The organism is Streptomyces sp. NPDC006332 (assembly GCF_040612855.1).
Classification (GTDB): Bacteria; Actinomycetota; Actinomycetes; order Streptomycetales; family Streptomycetaceae; genus Streptomyces.
On sequence record NZ_JBEXRA010000060.1, the window covers coordinates 22,524 to 41,678 of the forward strand.

Consider the following 19,155-nt stretch of genomic DNA (forward strand, 5'->3'; position numbering starts at 1 on the left):
CGGGATGTCTCACCGTGACACCACGACCGTCACTCCGGTCGGCACCGGCACCGCACCTTCGCAGAGCCCGCCGCCGCAGCCCGGAGCGACGGCTTCGGCCCCGGCCGCGCCTGAGAAGGCCAAGCAGCGCGACGCGTTCTTCGACAACGCCAAGTACCTGACCATCGTGCTGGTCGCGGCCGGGCACGCGTGGGAGCCACTGCGAGACGGCAGCAGAGCCGCGTCCGCGCTCTACATGCTGGTGTACACCTTCCACATGCCGGCGTTCATCGTCATCTCCGGCTACTTCTCCCGGAGTTTCGACGCCACTCCGGAACGGATCAAGCGGCTGGTGACACAACTGGTCGTGCCCTACGTCGTCTTCGAGACGGCCTACACCCTGTACACCCGGTGGACCGACCAGTCGCCCGACCGGGCGATCAGCCTGCTCGATCCGCTGTATCTGACCTGGTTCCTGGCCGCGCTGTTCATCTGGCGTCTGACCACTCCCCTGTGGCGGACGGTGCGGTGGCCGCTCCCCCTCGCGCTCGCCGTGGCCGCGCTGGCCACCCTGTCGCCCATCGGCGACGACCTCGCCCTTCAGCGCATCCTGCAGTTCCTGCCGTACTTCGTGCTGGGCCTGTGCCTGAAGCCGGAGCACTTCCGGATGGTGCGCCGTCGAGGAGTGCGTCTGCTGGCGGTTGCGGTGTTCGCGGGCGGGCTCGCCATGGCCTACTGGGCGGCGCCGCGGATGACCGCCGGCTGGTTCTTCCACGACGACAGCGCCGTCGAACTGGGCGCGCCCGCCTGGTACGGGCCGGTGATGACCCTGGCGCTCTTCGGATGCTCCCTGCTCCTGGTCGGGTGTTTCCTCTCCTTGGTACCGGGTCGGCGCACCTGGTTCACCGCCTTGGGCGCGGGCACCCTCTACGGCTATCTGCTGCACGGCTTCGTCGCCCAGGGCGCGAAGTTCTGGGGCTGGTACGAGCCCGCCTGGGTCCACCGGCCGCTCGGCGAGATCCTGGTCACCGCGGTGGCCGCCACCGTGGTGACCGTGCTGTGCACTCCGCCCGTCCGGTGGGTCTTCCGGTTCGTGGTGGAGCCGGGGACCGAGTGGGCGTTCCGGCGGACCGCGGGTACGGGGTCGGGGCGGTGACGTTGCCGGCACCCGCGCCGACTGACGTCGTCGGGAGCTGGACGCCCAGGGGACTGAAAGGGCGCTTTCGTGGTACAGACAGTCCAGTGGAGGCGATCTACGGGCGGGGGCGGTGGGGTGCTCGGCAGGGGCGTGCGCAGGGGTGGCGGCAGCGGATCTGGTCGCGGTAGAGGCATGAGGACGACCGGTGAGGCGGCGGCCGTGATGTTCGCGGTGTGTCTGCTGGGGCTGGTCGGCTGCTCCTCAGGAGGCGACGGGCGTGCGGCGGGGCCGACGGGCACGGCGGACGGCAGGTCGACGGCTTCCGCCTCGCCGTCGGCCGACTCGCCCTCGGCCTCCGAGCCGGCGTCACCCTCAGCCGCGGCCTCGGCTTCCGCTTCCACCTCGGGGAGCCGCCCGTCGCCCGTCACCGGGCCGGAGCAGAAGCTGGTGACGCTGACGGTCAGCGGCGGCTTCGCCGGTGTCCGTCAGGAAGTGATCCTCCGCGGCGACGGCACCGTCACCGCCGACGACAAGGGTAAGCCGGCGGTGCACCGCACCAGCGCAGCCCAGTTCGCGAAGCTCCGCACGCTGCTCGGCGATCCGGCGCTCGCCGAGATCCCCGCGTTCACGATCGACAGGGGGGCCGCCGACAAGTTCCAGTACGCCCTGCAGTTCAACGGCCGCACGGTCATCACCGACCGGTCCACCTCCCAGCCCGCCCTCGATCGCCTCATCGACGCCCTCAGCGCCTGGCTGCCGAATCACTGACGTCGTCCCCCGCCGACGCGGGTTCGCGTGAACCGGCGCAGACCACCCTCCCATGGAGTGTGACCAGGCCTTTCGGGGTACTCGGCACCGCGTCTCGGGTACTCGGCGGCCCGCGGGGCGTCACCGCCGCGCCGCCGATCGCGAAGGGAGAGGCACGATGGACGACAGCGACATCACGAACCAGACCGACACCGATCTGCTCGGTGTCTACCTCAATGATCACCTCGCCGGAGCCGTGCTCGGCGTGGACCGGGCACGGATGCTGACCAAGGCCGAGTCCGAACGGGACCCGGAGCTCGCGGACGCCCTGCGACCGATCGTCGACGAGATCGCCGAGGACCGGGCCGGCCTGTTGGAGATCATGCGCGGACTCGACGTCCCCGTACGCCGCCACAAGATCGCCGCCGGTCATCTGGCCGAGCGGGCGGGCCGGCTCAAGGCCAACGGCCGGATCGTCCGCCGCTCGCCGCTCGCCCCCATGGTGGAGCTGGAGCTGCTCCGTCTGGGCGTGGAAGGGAAGGCCGCCGGCTGGCGCACCCTGCGCCGCCTGGCCGACACCGACCACCGGCTCGACCGCGGTCGGCTCGACAACCTGCTCGAACGGGCCCAACGCCAGCGGGACACCCTGGAGCGGCTGCGTCTGCGGCAGATCACGCAGACCTTCCAGCACCCCGAAACCGGGGACACCGACACCGGGGACACGGCCGACGATGGCGGTGCCCCGACGTCCACCTGACCCACCAGCGATCCGCTGGACCACCGCGTACCGGAACCGGCGCTCGCGCACGGTCCCGGTCCGTGTGTCACCGGACGCCTCACCGTCGCTCTCAGGGGCCCGGCTCGTGGTGCAGCAGGAGGAGCGCGATGTCGTCCCTGCGCTGTCCGGTCGCACGGGCCTCTTCCAGTAGCCCGTCCACGAGCAGGTCCAGGTCCCGGTCGTCGGCGCGGGCGAGCCGGTGTGCGAGGTCGGCGATGGCGTCGTCGAGGTCGACGTCCGGTGTCTCGACGAGTCCGTCGGTGTAGAGGGCGAGCATCAGCCCCGGGGTGAGGGGGATCTCGGTCAGGGGGAAAACAGCGTCGGGGTCGATTCCCAGGAGCGGGCCGGGCGGGACGTCGACCGGCCGGGTGTCGCCGTCGGGCAGGCGCAGGAGCGGCGGCGGATGGCCGGCGCTGGCCAGGGTCACGCGCCCGCGGGTGAAGTCGAGGTGGGCGTAGAGGCAGCTGGTGAACAGGTCGTGGCCGAGATCGGTCAGGAGCCGGTTGGTTCCGCAGAGGACCTGGTCGGGAGCCGTGCCGAGGGTCGCGTGGGCGTGGACACCGGTGCGGACCTGGCCCATCAGCGCGGCGGCGGCCGCGTTGTGGCCCTGCACGTCGCCGATGACGGCCGCCGCCGCGGTGTCGCCGAGCCCGATCAGGTCGTAGAAGTCCCCGCCGATGTCCATGCCGCGGGTGGCGGGCAGGTAGCGGGCGGCGACTCGCCAGCCGGTGACCTGGGGAAGGTTCCGCGGAAGCAGTGCCTGCTGGAGGCCGTGCGCGAGCTCGTGTTTGGTGTCGTACAGGCGGGCGCGGTCGAGGGCCTGCGCGATGAGCCCGGCGAGCGATGTCAGGACGGCGCGTTCCTCGGCCGGGAACGGGTGGGGGGCGTCGTAGGACAGGACGCAGCAGCCCACCGGCCGGCCGGAGATGATCAGCGGCAGGAAGGCCCAGGCCTGCTTGCCGCTGGTCTGTGCCGCCTCGGGATAGACGCGGCGCATCTCCTCCGGGTCGGGGAAGAACGCGGGCGCGCCGGTGTCCAGGGCGCGACCGGCGGGTGTGAAGTCGGTGTCGAGGGAGAGGTTGTCGAGACGCTCGATGGTGTCCGGGGTGTAGCCGCGGTAGCCGGTGATCCGCAGCCGGCCGGCGTCCGCGGTGGACATCACCAGGCCCTGGGCGCCGAAGGCGGGCATGATCTGCTCGGCGACCAAAGCGATGACGTCCTGGACGCCGACGACCTCGGTCAGCGCGGCGGCCAGGTGGGTGAGCTGGTAGAGCTGTCCCGCGCGGGCCGGGGCCGCGGTGCGGGCGGAGAGGCGGGCCGCCGGCACGGGCGGGGTCTGCGCACCGCTGGGCACGATACGGACGCTGATGCCGCTGGCGTCCGGGTAGAGGTGGAACTCCAGCCAGCGGTCCGGCGGCCGGCACGCCGTGAACGAAACGGGCTCACGGGTGATCACCGCGGCACGGTAGCGGTCCTCGTAGGTGGGTTCGTCGAGCCAGCGCAGCGACTGCCACGGCAGGGTCCCCAGCAGCCGGTCGGGTTCGCTGCCCAGGAGGTCACAGGCACCGGAGCTGAGGTAGGTGAAGCGCCCCTCCAGGTCCACGGCGCAGCTTCCGCCGGGCAGGCGCTCCACGAAGTCGACGACGGCCGTGGTGGGATTCGCGGAGCGGCGGCCTGCTCCGGTGACCACGCGGGGCCCGTCGTCGCCGACCGGTGGCCTGCCGTGCTCGACGGCTTCCTCCAGCAGCCGGGCCAGGCGCCGGCAGCTGGACGCGATGTGTCCCCGCTCCCGTCCGGTCATGTACGGCGGTCTGGCGGCCGGCCACATCAGCAGCAGCGCACCCCATCGCCGGGCGCCGGTGACCGGCGCGGCGACCAACGCCAACGGGTAGGGCAGCACCATGGCGGTGCGCGGGTAGGAGCGGCTCATCTCCTCCTGACTGCCCACCCACACCAGGCGGTCCTCCCGGGCCGCGACCGCCACCGGGGCCGGAGCGGCGATCGGTACGGTCGTCCACGGTGTCGCGAACTCGGCGGGCGCCCCGTACAGCAGGTCCAAGGACAACGACTGCTGGTCCGGGGCGAGCAGGTAGAGCGCGCCGACGGACGCACCGGTCCGTCGCACGGTCTCCGCGAACTCGGCATCCAGCTCACCGCTGCCGGTGGCCGGACCATCCTCGCTCGTCACGAGGCACCTCCAGCGTCACCGGGACGATTCGCCCCTACGAGGACGCTACGCCCCCGGGGTGCGGTCGGCACACCCTCCCGTGCCGCCAGGGCGCGTCCGAAGAGTCGCGGCGTCCGGTGCGTGCTCTCGGCGTGCCGGGCGTCGCGGGGCGGGCGGGACCGCGCGGACACCCCCTGGTGATCAGCGGACCCCGGCGGCCGCAGGTCACGGCTGGGCCGGGCGCAGACGCGTCGGCTGTCCGCGGAACCGGTAGCGGCGTTCCGGTCGCCCGGTGACCCCGTAGCGCAGGGACACCTCGGCGCTGCCGATGGTGTGGAAGTACTCCAGGTAGCGGCGGGCACTGACCCGGGAGACACCGACCGAGGTCGCGCACTCGGCGGCGGACAGGGTGCCCTCGGTGCCGCGCAGCGCGCGTTCGACCAGCTCGGCGGTCTCCACGCTCATGCCCTTGGGCAGCGTGCCGGCCGTGGACGCCGGCCCGCTCGCGCCGGCCAGCACCCGGTCCACGTCGGCCTGGCCGCGCACGACGGCGGCGAGCAGACGGCCGCGCTGGTGGGCGTAGCGCTCCAGCCGGGCACGCAGTTCCTCGAACTCGAACGGCTTGAGGAGGTAGTCGACGACGCCGTTGCGAACGGCACCGCGGACCGAGTCGGCTTCCCTTGCGGCGCTGATGACCATGACGTCGCAGTCGTGCCCGGCGGCGCGCAGCCGGGGAATGAGGTCCAGGCCGGAGATGTCCGGCAGGTACAGGTCGAGCAGGACGAGGTCGGGGCGCAGTTCGTCGACGGCCCGGGCGGCCTGTTCCCCGGTGTGGGCGACACCCACGACGCGGAACGGTGCGACGCGTTCCACGAAGGTGCGGTGGACCCTGGCCACCATGAAGTCGTCGTCGACCACGAGCACGTCGATCGTGTCGGACGTGGCTGACGGGTCGGACCTGGTCACCGCGTCGGAGGTGGCAGTCGTGGCCGTCGTGTCGGGCCCGCCGGGCGCCCCGTTCATCCCCTCGCTCCTTCCGTCACCGCGTCGGTGAGGTGGTCGACGGTCATGCGTGCGGTGAACATGGCCCCGTCCGGGGTGTTGGTCACCGAGATCTCACCCCCGTGACGCTCGCAGACCAGACGGGTGAGCGCCAGACCGATGCCACGCTCGCCCTCCTGGGCGGCCTTGGTGGTGAAGCCGTGCGAGAACACCTCCCGGGCGAGTTGCGGTGCGACGCCCGGCCCGGAGTCACGGACCACGATCTCCACACTGGAGGCGTCCTGCCGCAGTTCCACCTCGACCCAGGCCTCGCGGTCGTCGGGTTCACGCACGGCGGCGGCGGACGCGGCGTCCACCGCGTTGTCGACGAGGTTTCCCACCACGGTCGCCACGTCGGCGGCGTCCTTCGGGGCAAGCCGGTCGAGGGCGGTGCTGTCCGAGATCCGCAGGCTGACCTTCCGTTCGGCGGCCAGCGACGACTTCGCCATGAGGAGGGCGGCGACCGCGGTGTCCCGGACCCGGCGGCTGAGGGTGACGTCCAGGGACTGCCGTCGCTGGTTCAACGCGCGGATGTAGCGCACGACTTCGTCCTGTTCGCCGATCTGGATCAGCCCCGAGATGGTGTGCAGCTGGTTGGCGAACTCGTGGGCCTGGGCGCGCAGCAGTTCGGAGGAGCTGCGGAAGGAACCGATCTCCCGCTCCAGCCGGGCGAGTTCGGTACGGTCCCGCAGCGTGGTGACCGAGCCGAGCGGGCGGCCGTCCTTGGTGACCGTCATCCGGTTCATCACCAGCACCCTGCCGTGACGGACCACGACCTCGTCACGGCGGCCACCCGCGCCCTCCCGGTCACCCACCAGGACGTCCCGCAGCCTTCCCTCGACGCCGAGTTCGGCCAGGCTGTGGCCCTCGCAGTCGTCGGGCAGGTCGAGCAGCCGCCGGCCCATGTCGTTGACGAGGGTGAGCCGGTGCTGCGGGTCCAGGGCGATCACTCCCTCGGCGAGCCCGTACAGCATCGCCTCACGGTGCTCGGCGAGGCCGGCGATCTCGCGCGGCTCCAGGCCGAGGGTCTGCCGTTTGACGCGCCGGGCCAGCAGCCATGAGCCGGCCAGGCCGAGGCCGCTGGCGATGCCGAGATAGGCGAGCAGGTACGAGGACGCTCCGCTGAGTCGCTGCCACACCGTCGGGTCGGCTTCGCCGATCATCACGGTGCCCAGGTGCCGCCCGAGGTTCTCCCTGGTCGCGCCGAGCACCGGCACCTGCGCGACGAGTTCACGGCTGTCATCCAGGGTCAGCGGGCCGGACCAGCCCCGGCCCTCGGCGGCGCCCTCGCCCAGCGGCAGCCGGTCGCCGATCGCCGTGGGGTTCGTGGAGCTGACGATCCGGCCGTCCGCGTCCGCCACCGTCACCGAGGTGACCTGGGACTGTGTCTGCGTGGAGTTCACCAGCGGAGCCAGGGCCTCCTGCGGGGCGGGCCCCACCAGCTGGCTGCGGACGAGAGGCGTGGCGGCGAGTTGCTCGGCCAGCGCGCCCACCCGGCGGCCCTCGACACGGTTGAACGTCGCCTCCGACTGGGCCAGCGAGACGGCGGCGACCGCCAGCAGCACCACCACGACGATGGCGAGCTGGAGGACCAGCATCTCCCCCGCGAGGGTCTGGCGACGGAAGGAGGCGACCACGACGGACTCAATCTCTCGTGCCGGTACGACGGTCGGCCGCTCTTGGGCCGGGGCGCGAGGGTGACCGGCCACCCATCATGGCGCTCACCTGCGGCCAGCGAAAGAGACCGGCGAAGGATCAAGGGAACAGAGCGGTACCCACCGATCCGACGTCGTGACCGAAAAGACCACAAGCTCCGTTGGTTCCGGAACGCAGACAGGCCCCTCGACGTACGGGCACCATGTGGCCCACGTCACCCTCCCCACAGGGCTCCCCCGTTCCTCACCGACGTACCGACAGGTGGTGGCACTCGTGCGCTCGCGCACCCCCCTCGCACTGCTCGGAGCCGCCGTGCTCGTGCTCGTCGGGCCTCCGCTGCTCACCAGCGGCAGCGACTCCACGACGGGCACCCAGATCCCGGGCCTGCGCCTCATGGTCCCCAACACGCCCGGCGGCGGCTACGACATCACGGCCCGCACGGCCGCGAAGAACGCCGAGGACGCCGGGCTCACGCACAACATCGAGGTGTTCAACCTGCCCGGCGCCGGCGGCACCGTGGGGCTCAGCCGCCTGGTGAGCGAGCACGGCAACGGCAAGCTCGCCATGTCGATGGGTCTCGGCGTGGTGGGCGCGGCCCGCTCCAACCACGCCCCCAGGACGCTCGACGACACCACCCCGATCGCCCGGCTCACCGAGGAGCAGGACGTCGTCGTGGTCGCGAAGGACTCCCCGTACCGGACCATCGACGAGCTGATCGACGGGTGGCGGGCGAAACCCGGCAAACTCCCGGTGGGCGGCGGTTCCTCGCCCGGCGGGCCGGACCATCTCGCGCCGATGCTGATGGCGAAGGCCGCCGACATCGCGCCGAAGGACGTCAACTACATCCCCTTCGACGGCGGTGGTGAGCTGCTCGCCTCGATCCTCGGCGACAAGGTCGCCTTCGGGGTGTCCGGCGTCGGCGAGTACCTCGACCAGATCAAGGCGGGCGAGCTGCGGGTGCTCGCGGTCACCGGCCCCGAAAGGGTCGACGAGCTCGACACGGCGCCCACCCTCAAGGAGTCCGGCTACGACGTCGACTTCACCAACTGGCGCGGCATCGTGGCTCCGCCCGGCCTGTCCGGCGCCGAGCGCGACAAACTCGTACGCCTGGTGGAGAAGTTGCACGACTCCCCCGAGTGGCGGAAGTCCCTTCAGCAGAACGGCTGGGACGACGCCTTCCTGACCGGCGAGAAGTTCGGCGACTTCCTGGACGCCCAGGACAAGCGCGTGGTTTCGGTGCTGAAGGAGCTGGGCCTGTGACGACGCGGACCGACATCCCCGAGGCCGAGTCGGCGCAACGCCGGTCCTGGCTGGGTGAGCACTCCGAACTCGGTGTCTGTGTACTGCTGTTGGCGCTCGGCGTCCTGGTCCTGACCGACGCGCTCACCATGGACGTCGACATCACCCAGCGCGGGCCCGTCGGGCCGAAGACGGTACCGGTCGTCGTCGGCGGCGGGCTGCTCGTCATCGCCGCCCTGCTCGCCGTCGACGTGCTGCGCGGGGGCCGCGGCCAGGCCGAGACCGGCGAGGACATCGACCTGTCCGAACCCGCCGACTGGCGCACGGTGCTGCTGCTCACCGGGGTGTTCCTCGGCGCGGCCGTCCTCATCGAACCCGTCGGCTTTCCCATCGCGGGCGCGCTGCTCTTCTGGGGAGCGGCCTTCGCGCTCGGCAGCCGCCGCCTCGACCGGGACCCGCTCATCGCGGCCGTCCTCTCCCTCGTCACCTACGCCGTCTTCAACAACCTGCTGGGAGTGCCGCTGCCCGGCGGCCCGCTGATGGGAGTGCTGTGAGATGAACACCCTCAACTCCCTGATGGACGGCTTCGGTACGGCCCTGACCCCGATCAACCTGCTGTGGGCCGCCGTCGGTGTGCTGCTGGGCACCGCCATCGGCGTGCTGCCGGGCATCGGGCCCGCGATGGCGGTCGCGCTCCTGCTGCCGGTGACCTACGGACTCGACCCGACCGGTGCGTTCATCATGTTCGCGGGCATCTACTACGGGGCGATGTTCGGTGGCTCGACCACCTCGATCCTGCTCAACACCCCCGGTGAGAGCGCCGCCGTGGTCGCGGCCATGGAGGGCAACCCGATGGCCAAGTCGGGGCGTGGCGCGCAGGCGCTCGCGGCGGCCGCCGTCGGCCACTTCGCGGGCGGTCTGATCGGCACCCTCCTGCTGGTCGCGCTCGCCCCGACGGTCGCCGACCTGGCGGTGGACATCGGCGCGCCGGACTACTTCGCCATCATGGTGCTGGCGTTCATCGCGGTGACGTCCGTGCTGGGTTCGTCCCGCATCCGCGGTCTCGCGTCCCTGCTCATCGGTCTCACGCTGGGTCTGGTGGGTTTGGACCAGATGACCGGCCAGCAGCGTCTGACCTTCGGTTCCCTGCAACTCGCCGACGGCATCGACGTGGTGATCGTCGCGGTCGGCCTCTTCGCGATCGGTGAGGCCCTGTGGGTCGCCGCCCATCTGCGGCGTCTGCCCGCCGAGCCGATCCCGGTGGGCCGCCCGTGGCTCGGCCGGGACGATGTGCGGCGGACCTGGAAGTCGTGGCTGCGGGGCCCGTTCATCGGTTTCCCGTTCGGCGCGATCCCGGCGGGCGGCGCCGAGATCCCCACCTTCCTGTCGTACGTCACGGAGAAACGTCTGTCGAAGCACCCGGACGACTGGGGCCGCAAGGGCGCGATCGAGGGCGTGGCCGGGCCGGAGTCGGCCGCGTCGGCCTCGGCCGCGGGCACGCTGGTGTCGATGCTGACTCTCGGGCTGCCCACCACGGCGGTCGCGGCGGTCATGCTGGCAGCCTTCCAGCAGTACGGCATCCAGCCGGGCCCGCTCCTGTTCGAACGCGAACCGGACCTGGTGTGGGGTCTGATCGCGTCGCTCTTCGTCGGCATGGTGCTGCTGCTCGCGCTCAACCTGCCGCTGGCTCCGGTGTGGGCCAAGCTGCTGCGGATCCCGCGACCGTACCTCTACGCCGGGATCATGTTCTTCGCGGCGGTCGGCGCGTACGCGGTCGGTGGTGAGGTCGTCGACCTGGTGATCCTTCTGGTCATCGGCCTGATCGGCTTCGGGATGCGGCGCTACGGCCTGCCGATCCTGCCCGCCGTCATCGGCGTCATCCTCGGCCCGAACGCCGAACAACAGCTGCGGCGGGCCCTGCAGATCAGCGACGGCAGCGTGTCGGGGCTGGTGGACACGCCCTTCGCGGTGACCGTGTACGCGGTGATCGTGTTGCTGCTGGTCTGGCCTCTCCTCAAGCGGCTCATGCCAGGGGGCCGAGCGAAGGCGTGATCCCTTCACCCCGCGGCGACCACCACCTCCCGAAAAACGATTTACTGATGGTCGGGGTAGACTGACGGCGCCCATTGAGGACCGCGTCGTGCCTGGTCGCACGGCTGCCGCAGCAAGGGGGGTGGACGCCGTTCCGCTTCGCCCCGCCCGTATCCAGGACGTCGCCGCCGCCGCGGGGGTCTCGGTGTCCACGGTGTCGAACGTCCTCAACCGGCCCGAGCGTGTCAACGCCCGCACCGCCGAACGGGTCCGGGACGTGGTCGCCGCGCTCGACTACGTCCCCCACCCGGGAGCCGCCGGACTGCGGACCGGGCACTCCTCCTCGATCGGGCTGGTGCTGCCCGACGTGGCCAACTCGTTCTACTCCCGCATCGCACGCGGTGCCGCGGACGCGGCGTACGAGCACGGCTACAGCCTCGTGCTCTGCGACAGCGGGGACGCGCCCGAGCGGGAGCAGGGCTACTTCACCATGCTGATCGAGCAGCGGGCCGTCGGGGCCGTGGTGGTTCCGCTCAGCGCCGATCCCACCCGGCTGACGCGGCTGCGCGAGCGCGGGATCCCGCTGGTGCTGGCGGACCGTGCGCTGCCGGCCCAGGACGGCTGCTCCGTCTGCGTCGACGACATCGCCGGAGGCCGTATCGCCGTGGCGCATCTCCTTCAGCGCGGTGCGCGCGACATCCTCGTGGTGAACGGGGAGCGCGGGATCCGGCAGTGCGCCGACCGCTACCAGGGTGCCCGGCAGGCCGTACGCAGCCGGCGTACGGCGAGGCTGGGCCAGGTCGTCGCCGAGGAGATGACGGTGGCGTACGGCAGGGAGATCGCGCACCGCCTCGACGAGCTGCCCGACGGGGTCTTCTGCACCAACGACTTCCTCGCCGCGGGGCTGTGCCGCGGCCTGGGCGAGCGGGGCGTTCGGATTCCGGAAGAGGTGCAGGTGGTCGGCTACGGCGACCTGGACATCGCGAGCTTCGTGGGGACGACCCTGACGACGGTGCGGCAGCCGGTGGAGGAACTCGGCAGGGCGGCCGTCGAGATGCTGCTCGACGAGGTCGAGGCGCGCGCGGAACACGCCCACGGGACACGGGTGTTCGCGCCCGACCTGGTCGTCCGGGACTCGACCCGGCCGCCTTCCGGCACCTGATCCCGCCTCGCCGTCAGGCGGGACCGGGGATCCGCAGCGTCACGGGCCCCAGCAGTCCCGAGCCGAGCTGGGACGGGAAGGCCCAGGCGGTCGGCGTGGCCTCGGCGAAGTACGGGGCCAGGGTGTTGTGGACGGTCACCTCGACGCGGACGGTACGCCCGGCGGCGCCGCGGAGTTCGAAGCGGTACGGCGCGCAGAACGCCTCCCCCACTGGTTCGCCGTCGACCAGGACCGAGACGCTGCCACGCACCCGTCCGAGGTCCAGCACCGGGTCCGGCCCGGCCGGTACCCCCAGGGTCCGCGAGTAGGTCACGCCGCCACTCCAGCCGCCCAGCCCCAGCGTGCGCCAGTCCCCCAGCGGCAGCGGCGCCGGCACGGTACGCACCCGCACCGGCCCGCGCCAGGCGGAGCCACCCCGCAACACCGCCGTGGGGACGGTGAGCACCTCGACCTCCGTGGGCTCGGACAGCGGCTCCTGAAGTGTCAGCGTCTGCCCGTCGGGCGTCTGCTCCGCGCCGCTTCCCACCCGTACCCGGGCGGGAAGCTCCAGCGGCAGGTCCATCGACACGGTGCCCGCGGGCACGGTGAAACGGAAGCGCTGCGCGCGTTCGCGGACGTCGTCGGTGGACCGAACCAGCAGGACGGCGCTGCCGAGCTCCGGCGCGCCGGTGAGCCACTCGGTGTCCGGCAGCGGGTGCGGCCGAACCGCGGCGTGGCAGTGCTGCAACTCCCCCCACCGGCCGTCGTGTTCCACCGTGGCTCCGCGCCACCCGCCGGTCCGGGCCTCCCACCCGGCGCCGCTGACCAGAGCGGTCGCGGAGGACTCGGCGCCCACCACACAGTCGACGAAGACCGCTTCTCGCGCGTGGACGGAGTCGGCCACCACGTCGAGGACGTGCTCGCCCGCGCCGAGGGTGAGCGAGTGGCGGAAGAACATCGGCACCGCGCCCCAGTCGGACTCGTAGTACTCCACCTTCTCCTGCCGGGCCACGACCGAGCCGTCGAGCAGGACCGTGACGCCCACCGTGGCACCCACGACCAGCACCGCCGCGCCACCGGCGGCGACGCGCAGCCGGCCGCGGTAGGTCACGCCGCCGTCCGGTCGTACGTCGTCGGGCAGACACATGAACCGCGGGCGCGGCGTGAACTGGTCCGGGCGGCAGAGGCAGAAGTAGCTGCCGAGGGGGGTGCCGGCGGCACCCGAGATGAGCCGCGGCCGGTCCTCGGCGTCCCCCAGTTCGTACTCGAGCACATTGTGGGACCGAGTGACCCGCACCGGGGCGGAGGCGAGGAAACCCGAGCCGGTGTCCAGTCGCTCGCCGTTCCACCAGACCCGTTTGACCGCGGCCGCGCCGATGTGCAGATCGGCGGGGCCCCGGTGGTCCGTCACCACGATCGACCGGATCCGTGCGACCGTCCCGCTCCCGGGCACGGGGACGCGCACGAACTCCTCGGCCACCATCCCCTTGTTGCCGAGCAGACCGTCCTGATCCGGCATCCCCCGGCTCGACGAGTACAGCGAGACACGCCAGCCGCCGTCCGGGGGCGCCAGGGGCGCCGCCCCGGCCAGGACCCGCTCGACCTGGGTGGCGTCCAACGGGCCGGGGGCCTGGGCCGACGGCACCGGAGGCAGCACACACACTCGGTTGCCGTAGGTCGCCCGCGCCTGCTCCCCGGGTGCGTCGGGCCCGTGGTTCTCGGTCCACCGCATGGTCCAGATCTGCGGCTCGTCGACGGACGCGCCCGCGGGCAACGCCAGATCGCCCCAGGTGTTGTCCATGGTGGGGACCAGGCGGCCCTCCCAGCCGGTCGAGACGTCGATCGTCGCCGCGGGCTCGGGGGGCGGCGTGGTCGTCGCGGCCGTGGGGGTGCCTTCGCGCCATACGACGAGAGCGGCGGGGGCGCCTTCCAGCGGCACCTCGATGGTCGACAGGCCGTCGGAGAGGGTGACGCGCGCCGGGCTTCGGGCGCCGCTCGCCGGATTCCAGATCTCGGCCTCCGCCACCGCGGCACGTACGGTGACGGACGAACCGCGGGCGTAGCGCGCGGGGTCGACCTCGTGGTGGCCGTTGGCCGGATCGGTGCGCGCGTCCGGGAAGGCCCCCGTGACCAGGGCGACGGCCGTGTCTCCCTGCCGCCGCACGAGCAGCGGTACGTCGCCCACCGCGTACCCGGCGGGGGCGGCCACCGCCGCCGCGCCCGCCGCCGCGTCCCCGGCGCGCTCCAGCCGCGGATGGTCAAGCAGCGCCACCACGACGGCGTCGTCACCGCCCGCCCCGGCGGCCGTCTCGGGCGGCCGGCCCACGACCACCACCCGGCCACCCACGTCGAGCAGCTCCGTCAACCGGCGCGCCGTCTCCTCCTCCAGGACGCTCGCCGAGGGCAGCAGGACCGTGGTGTACGCCTGGTCCCTCACGCGCAGGGCGCCGTCGGCGGACTTGGCGCACCGCACCGAGGCGTCGTCGATGACGTCGAAGCAGACGCCCCGCCGGTCCAGTTCGCCGATCCGGGGCCGCAGCCAGTTGTTCGTGCCGCACAGATCCAGGTAGTGCCGCTGGGTCTCGTCGACGTCGGCGTGAGCGTCGCCGAGACGGCCGTCGCCGAAGTGCTGGACGGGCACGTCCAGCGGGATGAGGGACTGCATGGTGGCGGTGGGGTGCAGGACCGCCACGTCGGCGCTGTAGGTGCCCCAGGACATGATCGAGCAGATCCGGGCCACGGCCCGGGAGAACGCCGGGTACTGCCGCCAGTAGGGCTGCCGCCAGTCGGTGGACGGCGGCGCCCACTCGAACCAGCCGCCCGCGGTGCCGAAGTAACTGGCGTGCGGGTTGTACAGGTTGGCGCCACTGCGCAGGAACGGCAGCACCCAGTCGTAGGTGTCCTCCAGGGTGCCGCCCCAGCCCGAGGAGTGGAACGCCTCGATCCAGACCCGCTCGTGACCGTGCAGGTGGGCCATGGAGGAATGGACCTTGGCGTCTCCGTGGTGGTCGCTGCCCGCGGCGCCGTACCAGCGATGGGTGCGGAAGTAGTCCGTGTAGATCTGGGTGGCCTGGGCCGGGAAACCCGCTCGCGCCGGGTTGCTCTGGTCGGCTCCGATCAGCATGCCGCGTTCTTCGTGCCAGGCGGCGAGCGGCCTGAACAGGGCCTCTTCGGTGAGTTCGGCGCGGACCGCGTAGTAGTCGGCGCGCACTCCGCGGGGGTCGGCGCCCGTCGCGCCGGGGACCTTCGCCGCCTGGGTGGTCGCCGGGGTGAACAGGGCCGGCAGATGGTCGAGCAGGTCGTAGCCGCGTCGGGCGCGGAACTCCTCGGGGAATCGGCGGCTCCAGGAGTTGGTGCCGGGCAGCTCGTCCTGGAAGCTGCCCGCGACGACATTGCCCAGGTACTCCGGGACGCGCCGGTCGAACTCGTGGTGGACGGCGTCCAGCAGCAGGCCGACGGCGTGCGGGTCCAGATAGTCGAACGCGGTGGGGACGGCGACGACCAACCGCACCCGCGTCCCGTCCCCGGCCTCGACCCGGACGGTGCCGGGATCGGCGTCCACGGACATGGGCAGGCGACGCCCCGTCAGGTCGTACGCCGCGACGGGGCTTTCGGAACCGCGCAGCCCGACCGTGCCCCCGCGGACGGACGTCGTGCGGGAGCGCAGTGCCTGGCCGGCGGCCCGCGGGTGCCGGCGGGTGACGGCGCCCTGGAGGTTCGCGCCGGAGAACCCGATCTGGTCGTAGAACCACAGGCGGGTGCCGAGTTCCTGGGCGATCCGGCAGGCGTCGGTGAAGCGGGCCCACCACTCCTCGCCGAACCACACCGGGTCGTCCGTGCGGGCGCCGAAGGTCGGCCCTGCGGGCGCCAGGTTGATGACCACGAGGTTGTGGACGCCACCGTCCGCGAACCTGCGCAGCTGCCAGGCGAGACGTTCCCTGGTGACCTTCGCGCCCGACCACCACCACAGCGGGGTGGGGCCGAAGCCCCGGGGCGGGTCGTCGAAGAGCTGTCGCAGTTCCAGAGAGATCACGAATGCGGTCCTTCCGAGTGCGCGCCCGGGCAACCTCAGGGATCTGAAAACGTTTTACATCGCTTCTACCGTAGGCGACCTGCGGCGTTCTCACCAGACACGGGACTCCGACAAGGATCCGTGCCGTGTCTTGGCGGATGTGGGCGCGGGGGCTTGTTGTAACGTTTTTTGAACCCTATAGTCGCTGCGACCTGCCCGGCCCAGAGCCGCGACGTCCCCCTCCGCCGCTCTTCCGCGTGTTCTTCCGCCGGGTCTAGTGCCGCGACAGGCGCTGGTCGATCGAAGATCACCAAGGCCGATCCCCGGACGACGACGGAGTCGCATCATGGCCAGAACTTCGACTGTCCCCCATCACCCGGAACAGCCCATCCCCCGACGCCTGTGGAAGGTCGCGGCCCTCTCCGGCATGGCCTCGTACCTCGACGCCGCTCTCATCGTCAGCATTTCCGTCAACCTGGCCATCTACCGGGACCATTACGACATGGGCGTGTGGATGGCCGGCGCGATCAGTGCGATCGTCACCGGGTGCATCGCCGTCGGCTCCCTCGTCGGCGGACGGCTGGCCGACATGTTCGGGCGCCGCCGTGTCTACAACCTGGACATCCTCTGCTTCGCGCTGGGCGCGGCCGTCATCACGCTGGCGCCGAACGACATCGTGCTCCTGGTCGGCGTGCTGGTGGCGGGGCTGGCGGCGGGGGCCGACCTGCCGACGTCCCTGGCCGTGGTCTCGGACGCCGCTCCCGCCGAGGGCCGGGCCCGGCTGGTCTCCTTCACCCAGGTCCTGTGGATGCTGGGCATCATCGTCGTGATCTTCCTCGGCTACGTCCTGTCCGACACCGGCATGACCGGGGCACGGATCATCACCGGCCACCTGGCCGTCGCCGCCCTGCTCACCTGGCAGCTCCGCGCCCGTCTGGAGCTGGCCGACGAGCCGTCGACGGATGCGACGAAGACGACGGAGGCCGAGGACGCCGATCCGGATGTCCCCCGCGGAACCGCGCTCAAGAACGTGTGGAACCGCGCCGCGTTGCTGCCGATGGCCGCGACCTTCCTCTACTACGTCACCTGGGGCATCGGCGCCAACACCTTCGGCCAGTTCGGCACCTATCTGCTGGTCACCGTCAGCGGCGCCTCGCAGAGCCTGGCCACCGGGATCAACCTGGCCTTCCTCCCGATCGCGCTGGTGCTGACCTTCGTCTTCGTACGGCTCGCCGACACTCCCTGGCGCGACCGGCTGTTCTACGTGTTCACGATCGTGCAGGTCGTCGCCTTCTGCATCGCCTCCCTCACGGCGGGCGCCCTCGTCGGCATGCTCGTGTTCTTCGTGCTCTACCAGATCTCCAACCCCTTCGCGGGGGAAGCCAGTTACAAGGTGTGGTCGCAACTCACCCTGCCCCCGGACACCCGCGGCACCACCCAGGGCCTGACCTACGCCCTGTCGCGAGGGGTCTTCGCGGGCGTCGCGTTCGTCACGCCCGCCCTCATGGAGTACAGCGCGTCCCTGCTGCTCTGGTCGATCACCCTGTGCATGGCGGCGTCGGGGTTCGCCGGGGTCTACATCGTCCGTGTCCTCATCCGGCGTTCCCCTGACGCCGCCGACGCCCCGGCGGGCCTGGGAGCCACCCGGGCCTGAGGGGTCCTTTCACAAGGACCCCTGAATGCGAACCGGACCTGCGAAGGAGCACCGACCATGGCAACGACCGAACCCACCACCGTGGCCGCGGACCGCGCCGCCGCCCTGAGCGAGTTGCTCCCCCCGGTCCCCCGCCGCCGTACCCGGATCGGACTGGTCGCCGGCGGGCTCGGCACCTACTGGCCACAGTTCCCGGAGCTGCTGCCGCAGTTGAGGGAGTCGGCCCGGTACGTCACCGAGCGGTTGCGGCGACTGGACGCGGAGGTGACCGACGTCGGCTTCATCTCCGACGCCGAGGAAGGGGCCCTCGCCGCCGAGGAGCTCCGCCGGGCGGACTGCGACCTGATCGTGCTGTTTCTGACGACCTATCTGACCTCGTCGATGGTGCTGCCGATCGCCCGGCGCTCGCACACTCCCGTCCTGGTCATCGACCTCCAGCCGTCCGAACGGATGGACCACGCCACCTTCGACACGGGTGCCTGGCTGGCGTACTGCGGTCAGTGCCCCGTGCCGGAGGTCGGCAACGTCTTCCGCCGAGCCGGCATCCCCTTCCGGTCGGTCTCGGGCTGGCTGCGCCAGGAGTCGGCCTGGCGGCGCATCGAGCAGTGGGTCCGGGCCGCGCACGTCCGGGCGGCACTGCGGCACGGACGCCACGGTCTGATGGGGCATCTGTATCCCGGCATGCTCGACGTGTCGACCGATCTGACGTTGCTTCCGGCGACGTTCGGCTCTCATGTCGAGGTGCTGGAGTTCGACGACCTGCGGCACCGGGTGGAGAAGGTGACCGAGGAGGAGACCCGGGACCGCATGGCTCTGGCACGCCGGATCTTCGCCGTCGACGACAGTGTGGCGGACGAGGACTTCGCGTGGGGGGCGACCGTTTCGGTGGCCCTGGACCGGCTCGTCGAGGACTTCGGCCTCGACACGCTGGCATACTACCACCGCGGCCTCGACGGCGAACTGCACGAACGGCTCGGCGCCGGCATGATCCTGGGCGCCTCGCTGCTCACCGCCCGGGGTGTGCCCGCGGCCGGCGAGTACGAACTGCGCGCCAGTGTCGCCCAGTTGGCCACCCAGAGCATCGGCGCCGGGGGCTCCTTCACCGAGATCCAGGCCCTGGACTTCGAGGACGGCGTGGTGGAGATGGGCCATGACGGGCCCGCCCACCTCGCCGTCAGCGCCCGTGACCCGCTGCTGCGGGGGCTGGGTGTCTACCACGGCAAGCGCGGCTGGGGCGTCAGCGTGGAGTTCGACGTCCAGCACGGGCCGGTCACCCTTGTCGGGCTCGGCCAGGACGCCGACGGCAGCCTCTCCTTCATCACGTCCGAGGGCACCGTCGTACCGGGCCCCCTGCTGGAGATCGGCAACACCACCAGCCGCGTCGACTTCGGCCGTGATCCGGGCGAGTGGGTCGACGCGTGGAGCGCCACGGGCGTCGGCCACCACTGGGCCCTGACCGTCGGCCACCACACCGCCGACTTCCGCGCCGCCGCGAGCCTGCTCGGCATCGACCACCGGGAGGTGTGACGGCGACCGGCCCGGCCATCGTCGCGGGACTTGACTCCCCCGCGG

At 71.8% G+C, this 19,155-nt stretch carries 13 protein-coding genes; 9 read left to right on the forward strand and 4 right to left on the reverse strand.

The features are described 5' to 3' along the window. Window positions 1-4: 4 nt before the first annotated feature. The 3 genes from ABZ027_RS36285 to ABZ027_RS36295 all read left to right on the forward strand — a co-directional run bounded on the left by ABZ027_RS36285 (window position 5) and on the right by ABZ027_RS36295 (window position 2,621). On the forward strand, window positions 5-1,135 hold the full coding sequence (locus ABZ027_RS36285; RefSeq protein WP_356776020.1) for an acyltransferase family protein: 1,131 nt from the start codon (window positions 5-7) through the stop codon (window positions 1,133-1,135). Between the two features lie 174 nt (window positions 1,136-1,309). Further along, complete coding sequence (locus ABZ027_RS36290) at window positions 1,310-1,885, forward strand: hypothetical protein (protein WP_356776022.1); 576 nt, start codon at window positions 1,310-1,312, stop codon at window positions 1,883-1,885. 157 nt (window positions 1,886-2,042) lie between these two features. Continuing rightward, window positions 2,043-2,621 (forward strand): hypothetical protein, encoded by a 579-nt coding sequence (locus ABZ027_RS36295; RefSeq protein WP_356776024.1) that lies wholly within the window; start codon window positions 2,043-2,045, stop codon window positions 2,619-2,621. Between the two features lie 91 nt (window positions 2,622-2,712). Here the strand turns inward: ABZ027_RS36295 and ABZ027_RS36300 are convergent, their stop codons facing one another. The 3 genes from ABZ027_RS36300 to ABZ027_RS36310 all read right to left on the reverse strand — a co-directional run bounded on the left by ABZ027_RS36300 (window position 2,713) and on the right by ABZ027_RS36310 (window position 7,487). Further along, window positions 2,713-4,830 carry a SpoIIE family protein phosphatase gene (locus tag ABZ027_RS36300; RefSeq protein WP_356776026.1) on the reverse strand — a complete coding sequence of 706 codons (2,118 nt, stop codon included), beginning with the start codon at window positions 4,828-4,830 and terminating at the stop codon, window positions 2,713-2,715. A 204-nt stretch (window positions 4,831-5,034) separates the two neighbouring features. Next, entirely contained in the window at window positions 5,035-5,832 is a 798-nt protein-coding gene (locus ABZ027_RS36305; protein WP_356776028.1) for a response regulator, read from the reverse strand. Then, window positions 5,829-7,487, reverse strand: coding sequence for an ATP-binding protein (locus ABZ027_RS36310; protein WP_356776030.1), 1,659 nt, complete (start codon window positions 7,485-7,487; stop codon window positions 5,829-5,831). The genes ABZ027_RS36305 and ABZ027_RS36310 overlap by 4 nt, the downstream gene beginning before the upstream one ends. Window positions 7,488-7,779: 292 nt before the next feature. Here ABZ027_RS36310 and ABZ027_RS36315 point away from each other — a divergent pair, with 292 nt between their 5' ends. From ABZ027_RS36315 to ABZ027_RS36330, 4 genes are all read left to right on the forward strand, one after another. Then, on the forward strand, window positions 7,780-8,766 hold the full coding sequence (locus tag ABZ027_RS36315; protein ID WP_356776054.1) for a tripartite tricarboxylate transporter substrate binding protein: 987 nt from the start codon (window positions 7,780-7,782) through the stop codon (window positions 8,764-8,766). Continuing rightward, on the forward strand, window positions 8,763-9,299 hold the full coding sequence (locus ABZ027_RS36320; RefSeq protein ID WP_356776032.1) for a tripartite tricarboxylate transporter TctB family protein: 537 nt from the start codon (window positions 8,763-8,765) through the stop codon (window positions 9,297-9,299). Before ABZ027_RS36315 ends, ABZ027_RS36320 begins: the two co-directional genes overlap by 4 nt. Before the next feature lies 1 nt (window position 9,300). Beyond that, a complete protein-coding gene (locus ABZ027_RS36325) occupies window positions 9,301-10,797 on the forward strand; it encodes a tripartite tricarboxylate transporter permease (RefSeq protein WP_356776034.1) in 1,497 nt (498 codons plus the stop codon). 121 nt (window positions 10,798-10,918) lie between these two features. Continuing rightward, the gene (locus ABZ027_RS36330; RefSeq protein ID WP_356776056.1) at window positions 10,919-11,938 is read left to right on the forward strand and encodes a LacI family DNA-binding transcriptional regulator; all 1,020 of its coding nucleotides are present in this window, start codon (window positions 10,919-10,921) and stop codon (window positions 11,936-11,938) included. Between the two features lie 13 nt (window positions 11,939-11,951). Here the strand turns inward: ABZ027_RS36330 and ABZ027_RS36335 are convergent, their stop codons facing one another. Then, a complete protein-coding gene (locus ABZ027_RS36335) occupies window positions 11,952-15,950 on the reverse strand; it encodes a glycosyl hydrolase (protein WP_356776036.1) in 3,999 nt (1,332 codons plus the stop codon). Window positions 15,951-16,275: 325 nt separating this feature from the next. Between ABZ027_RS36335 and ABZ027_RS36340 the strand changes: the two genes are divergently transcribed. Both ABZ027_RS36340 and ABZ027_RS36345 read left to right on the forward strand, forming a co-directional pair. Next, window positions 16,276-17,583: an MFS transporter gene (locus tag ABZ027_RS36340; protein ID WP_356776038.1), complete on the forward strand. Its 1,308-nt coding sequence runs from the start codon at window positions 16,276-16,278 to the stop codon at window positions 17,581-17,583. 57 nt (window positions 17,584-17,640) lie between these two features. Then, window positions 17,641-19,110, forward strand: coding sequence for an L-fucose/L-arabinose isomerase family protein (locus ABZ027_RS36345; RefSeq protein WP_356776040.1), 1,470 nt, complete (start codon window positions 17,641-17,643; stop codon window positions 19,108-19,110). The last annotated feature ends 45 nt before the right edge of the window (window positions 19,111-19,155 follow it).

What these genes read in the sequence shown, in the direction of transcription:
- ABZ027_RS36285 (WP_356776020.1), top strand. Translation starts at nt 5, where the DNA reads ATGTCTCACCGTGACACCACGACCGTCACTCCGGTCGGCACCGGCACC.
- ABZ027_RS36290 (WP_356776022.1), top strand. Translation starts at nt 1,310, where the DNA reads ATGAGGACGACCGGTGAGGCGGCGGCCGTGATGTTCGCGGTGTGTCTG.
- ABZ027_RS36295 (WP_356776024.1), top strand. Translation starts at nt 2,043, where the DNA reads ATGGACGACAGCGACATCACGAACCAGACCGACACCGATCTGCTCGGT.
- ABZ027_RS36305 (WP_356776028.1), bottom strand. Translation starts at nt 5,832, where the DNA reads ATGAACGGGGCGCCCGGCGGGCCCGACACGACGGCCACGACTGCCACC.
- ABZ027_RS36325 (WP_356776034.1), top strand. Translation starts at nt 9,301, where the DNA reads ATGAACACCCTCAACTCCCTGATGGACGGCTTCGGTACGGCCCTGACC.
- ABZ027_RS36340 (WP_356776038.1), top strand. Translation starts at nt 16,276, where the DNA reads ATGGCCAGAACTTCGACTGTCCCCCATCACCCGGAACAGCCCATCCCC.
- ABZ027_RS36345 (WP_356776040.1), top strand. Translation starts at nt 17,641, where the DNA reads ATGGCAACGACCGAACCCACCACCGTGGCCGCGGACCGCGCCGCCGCC.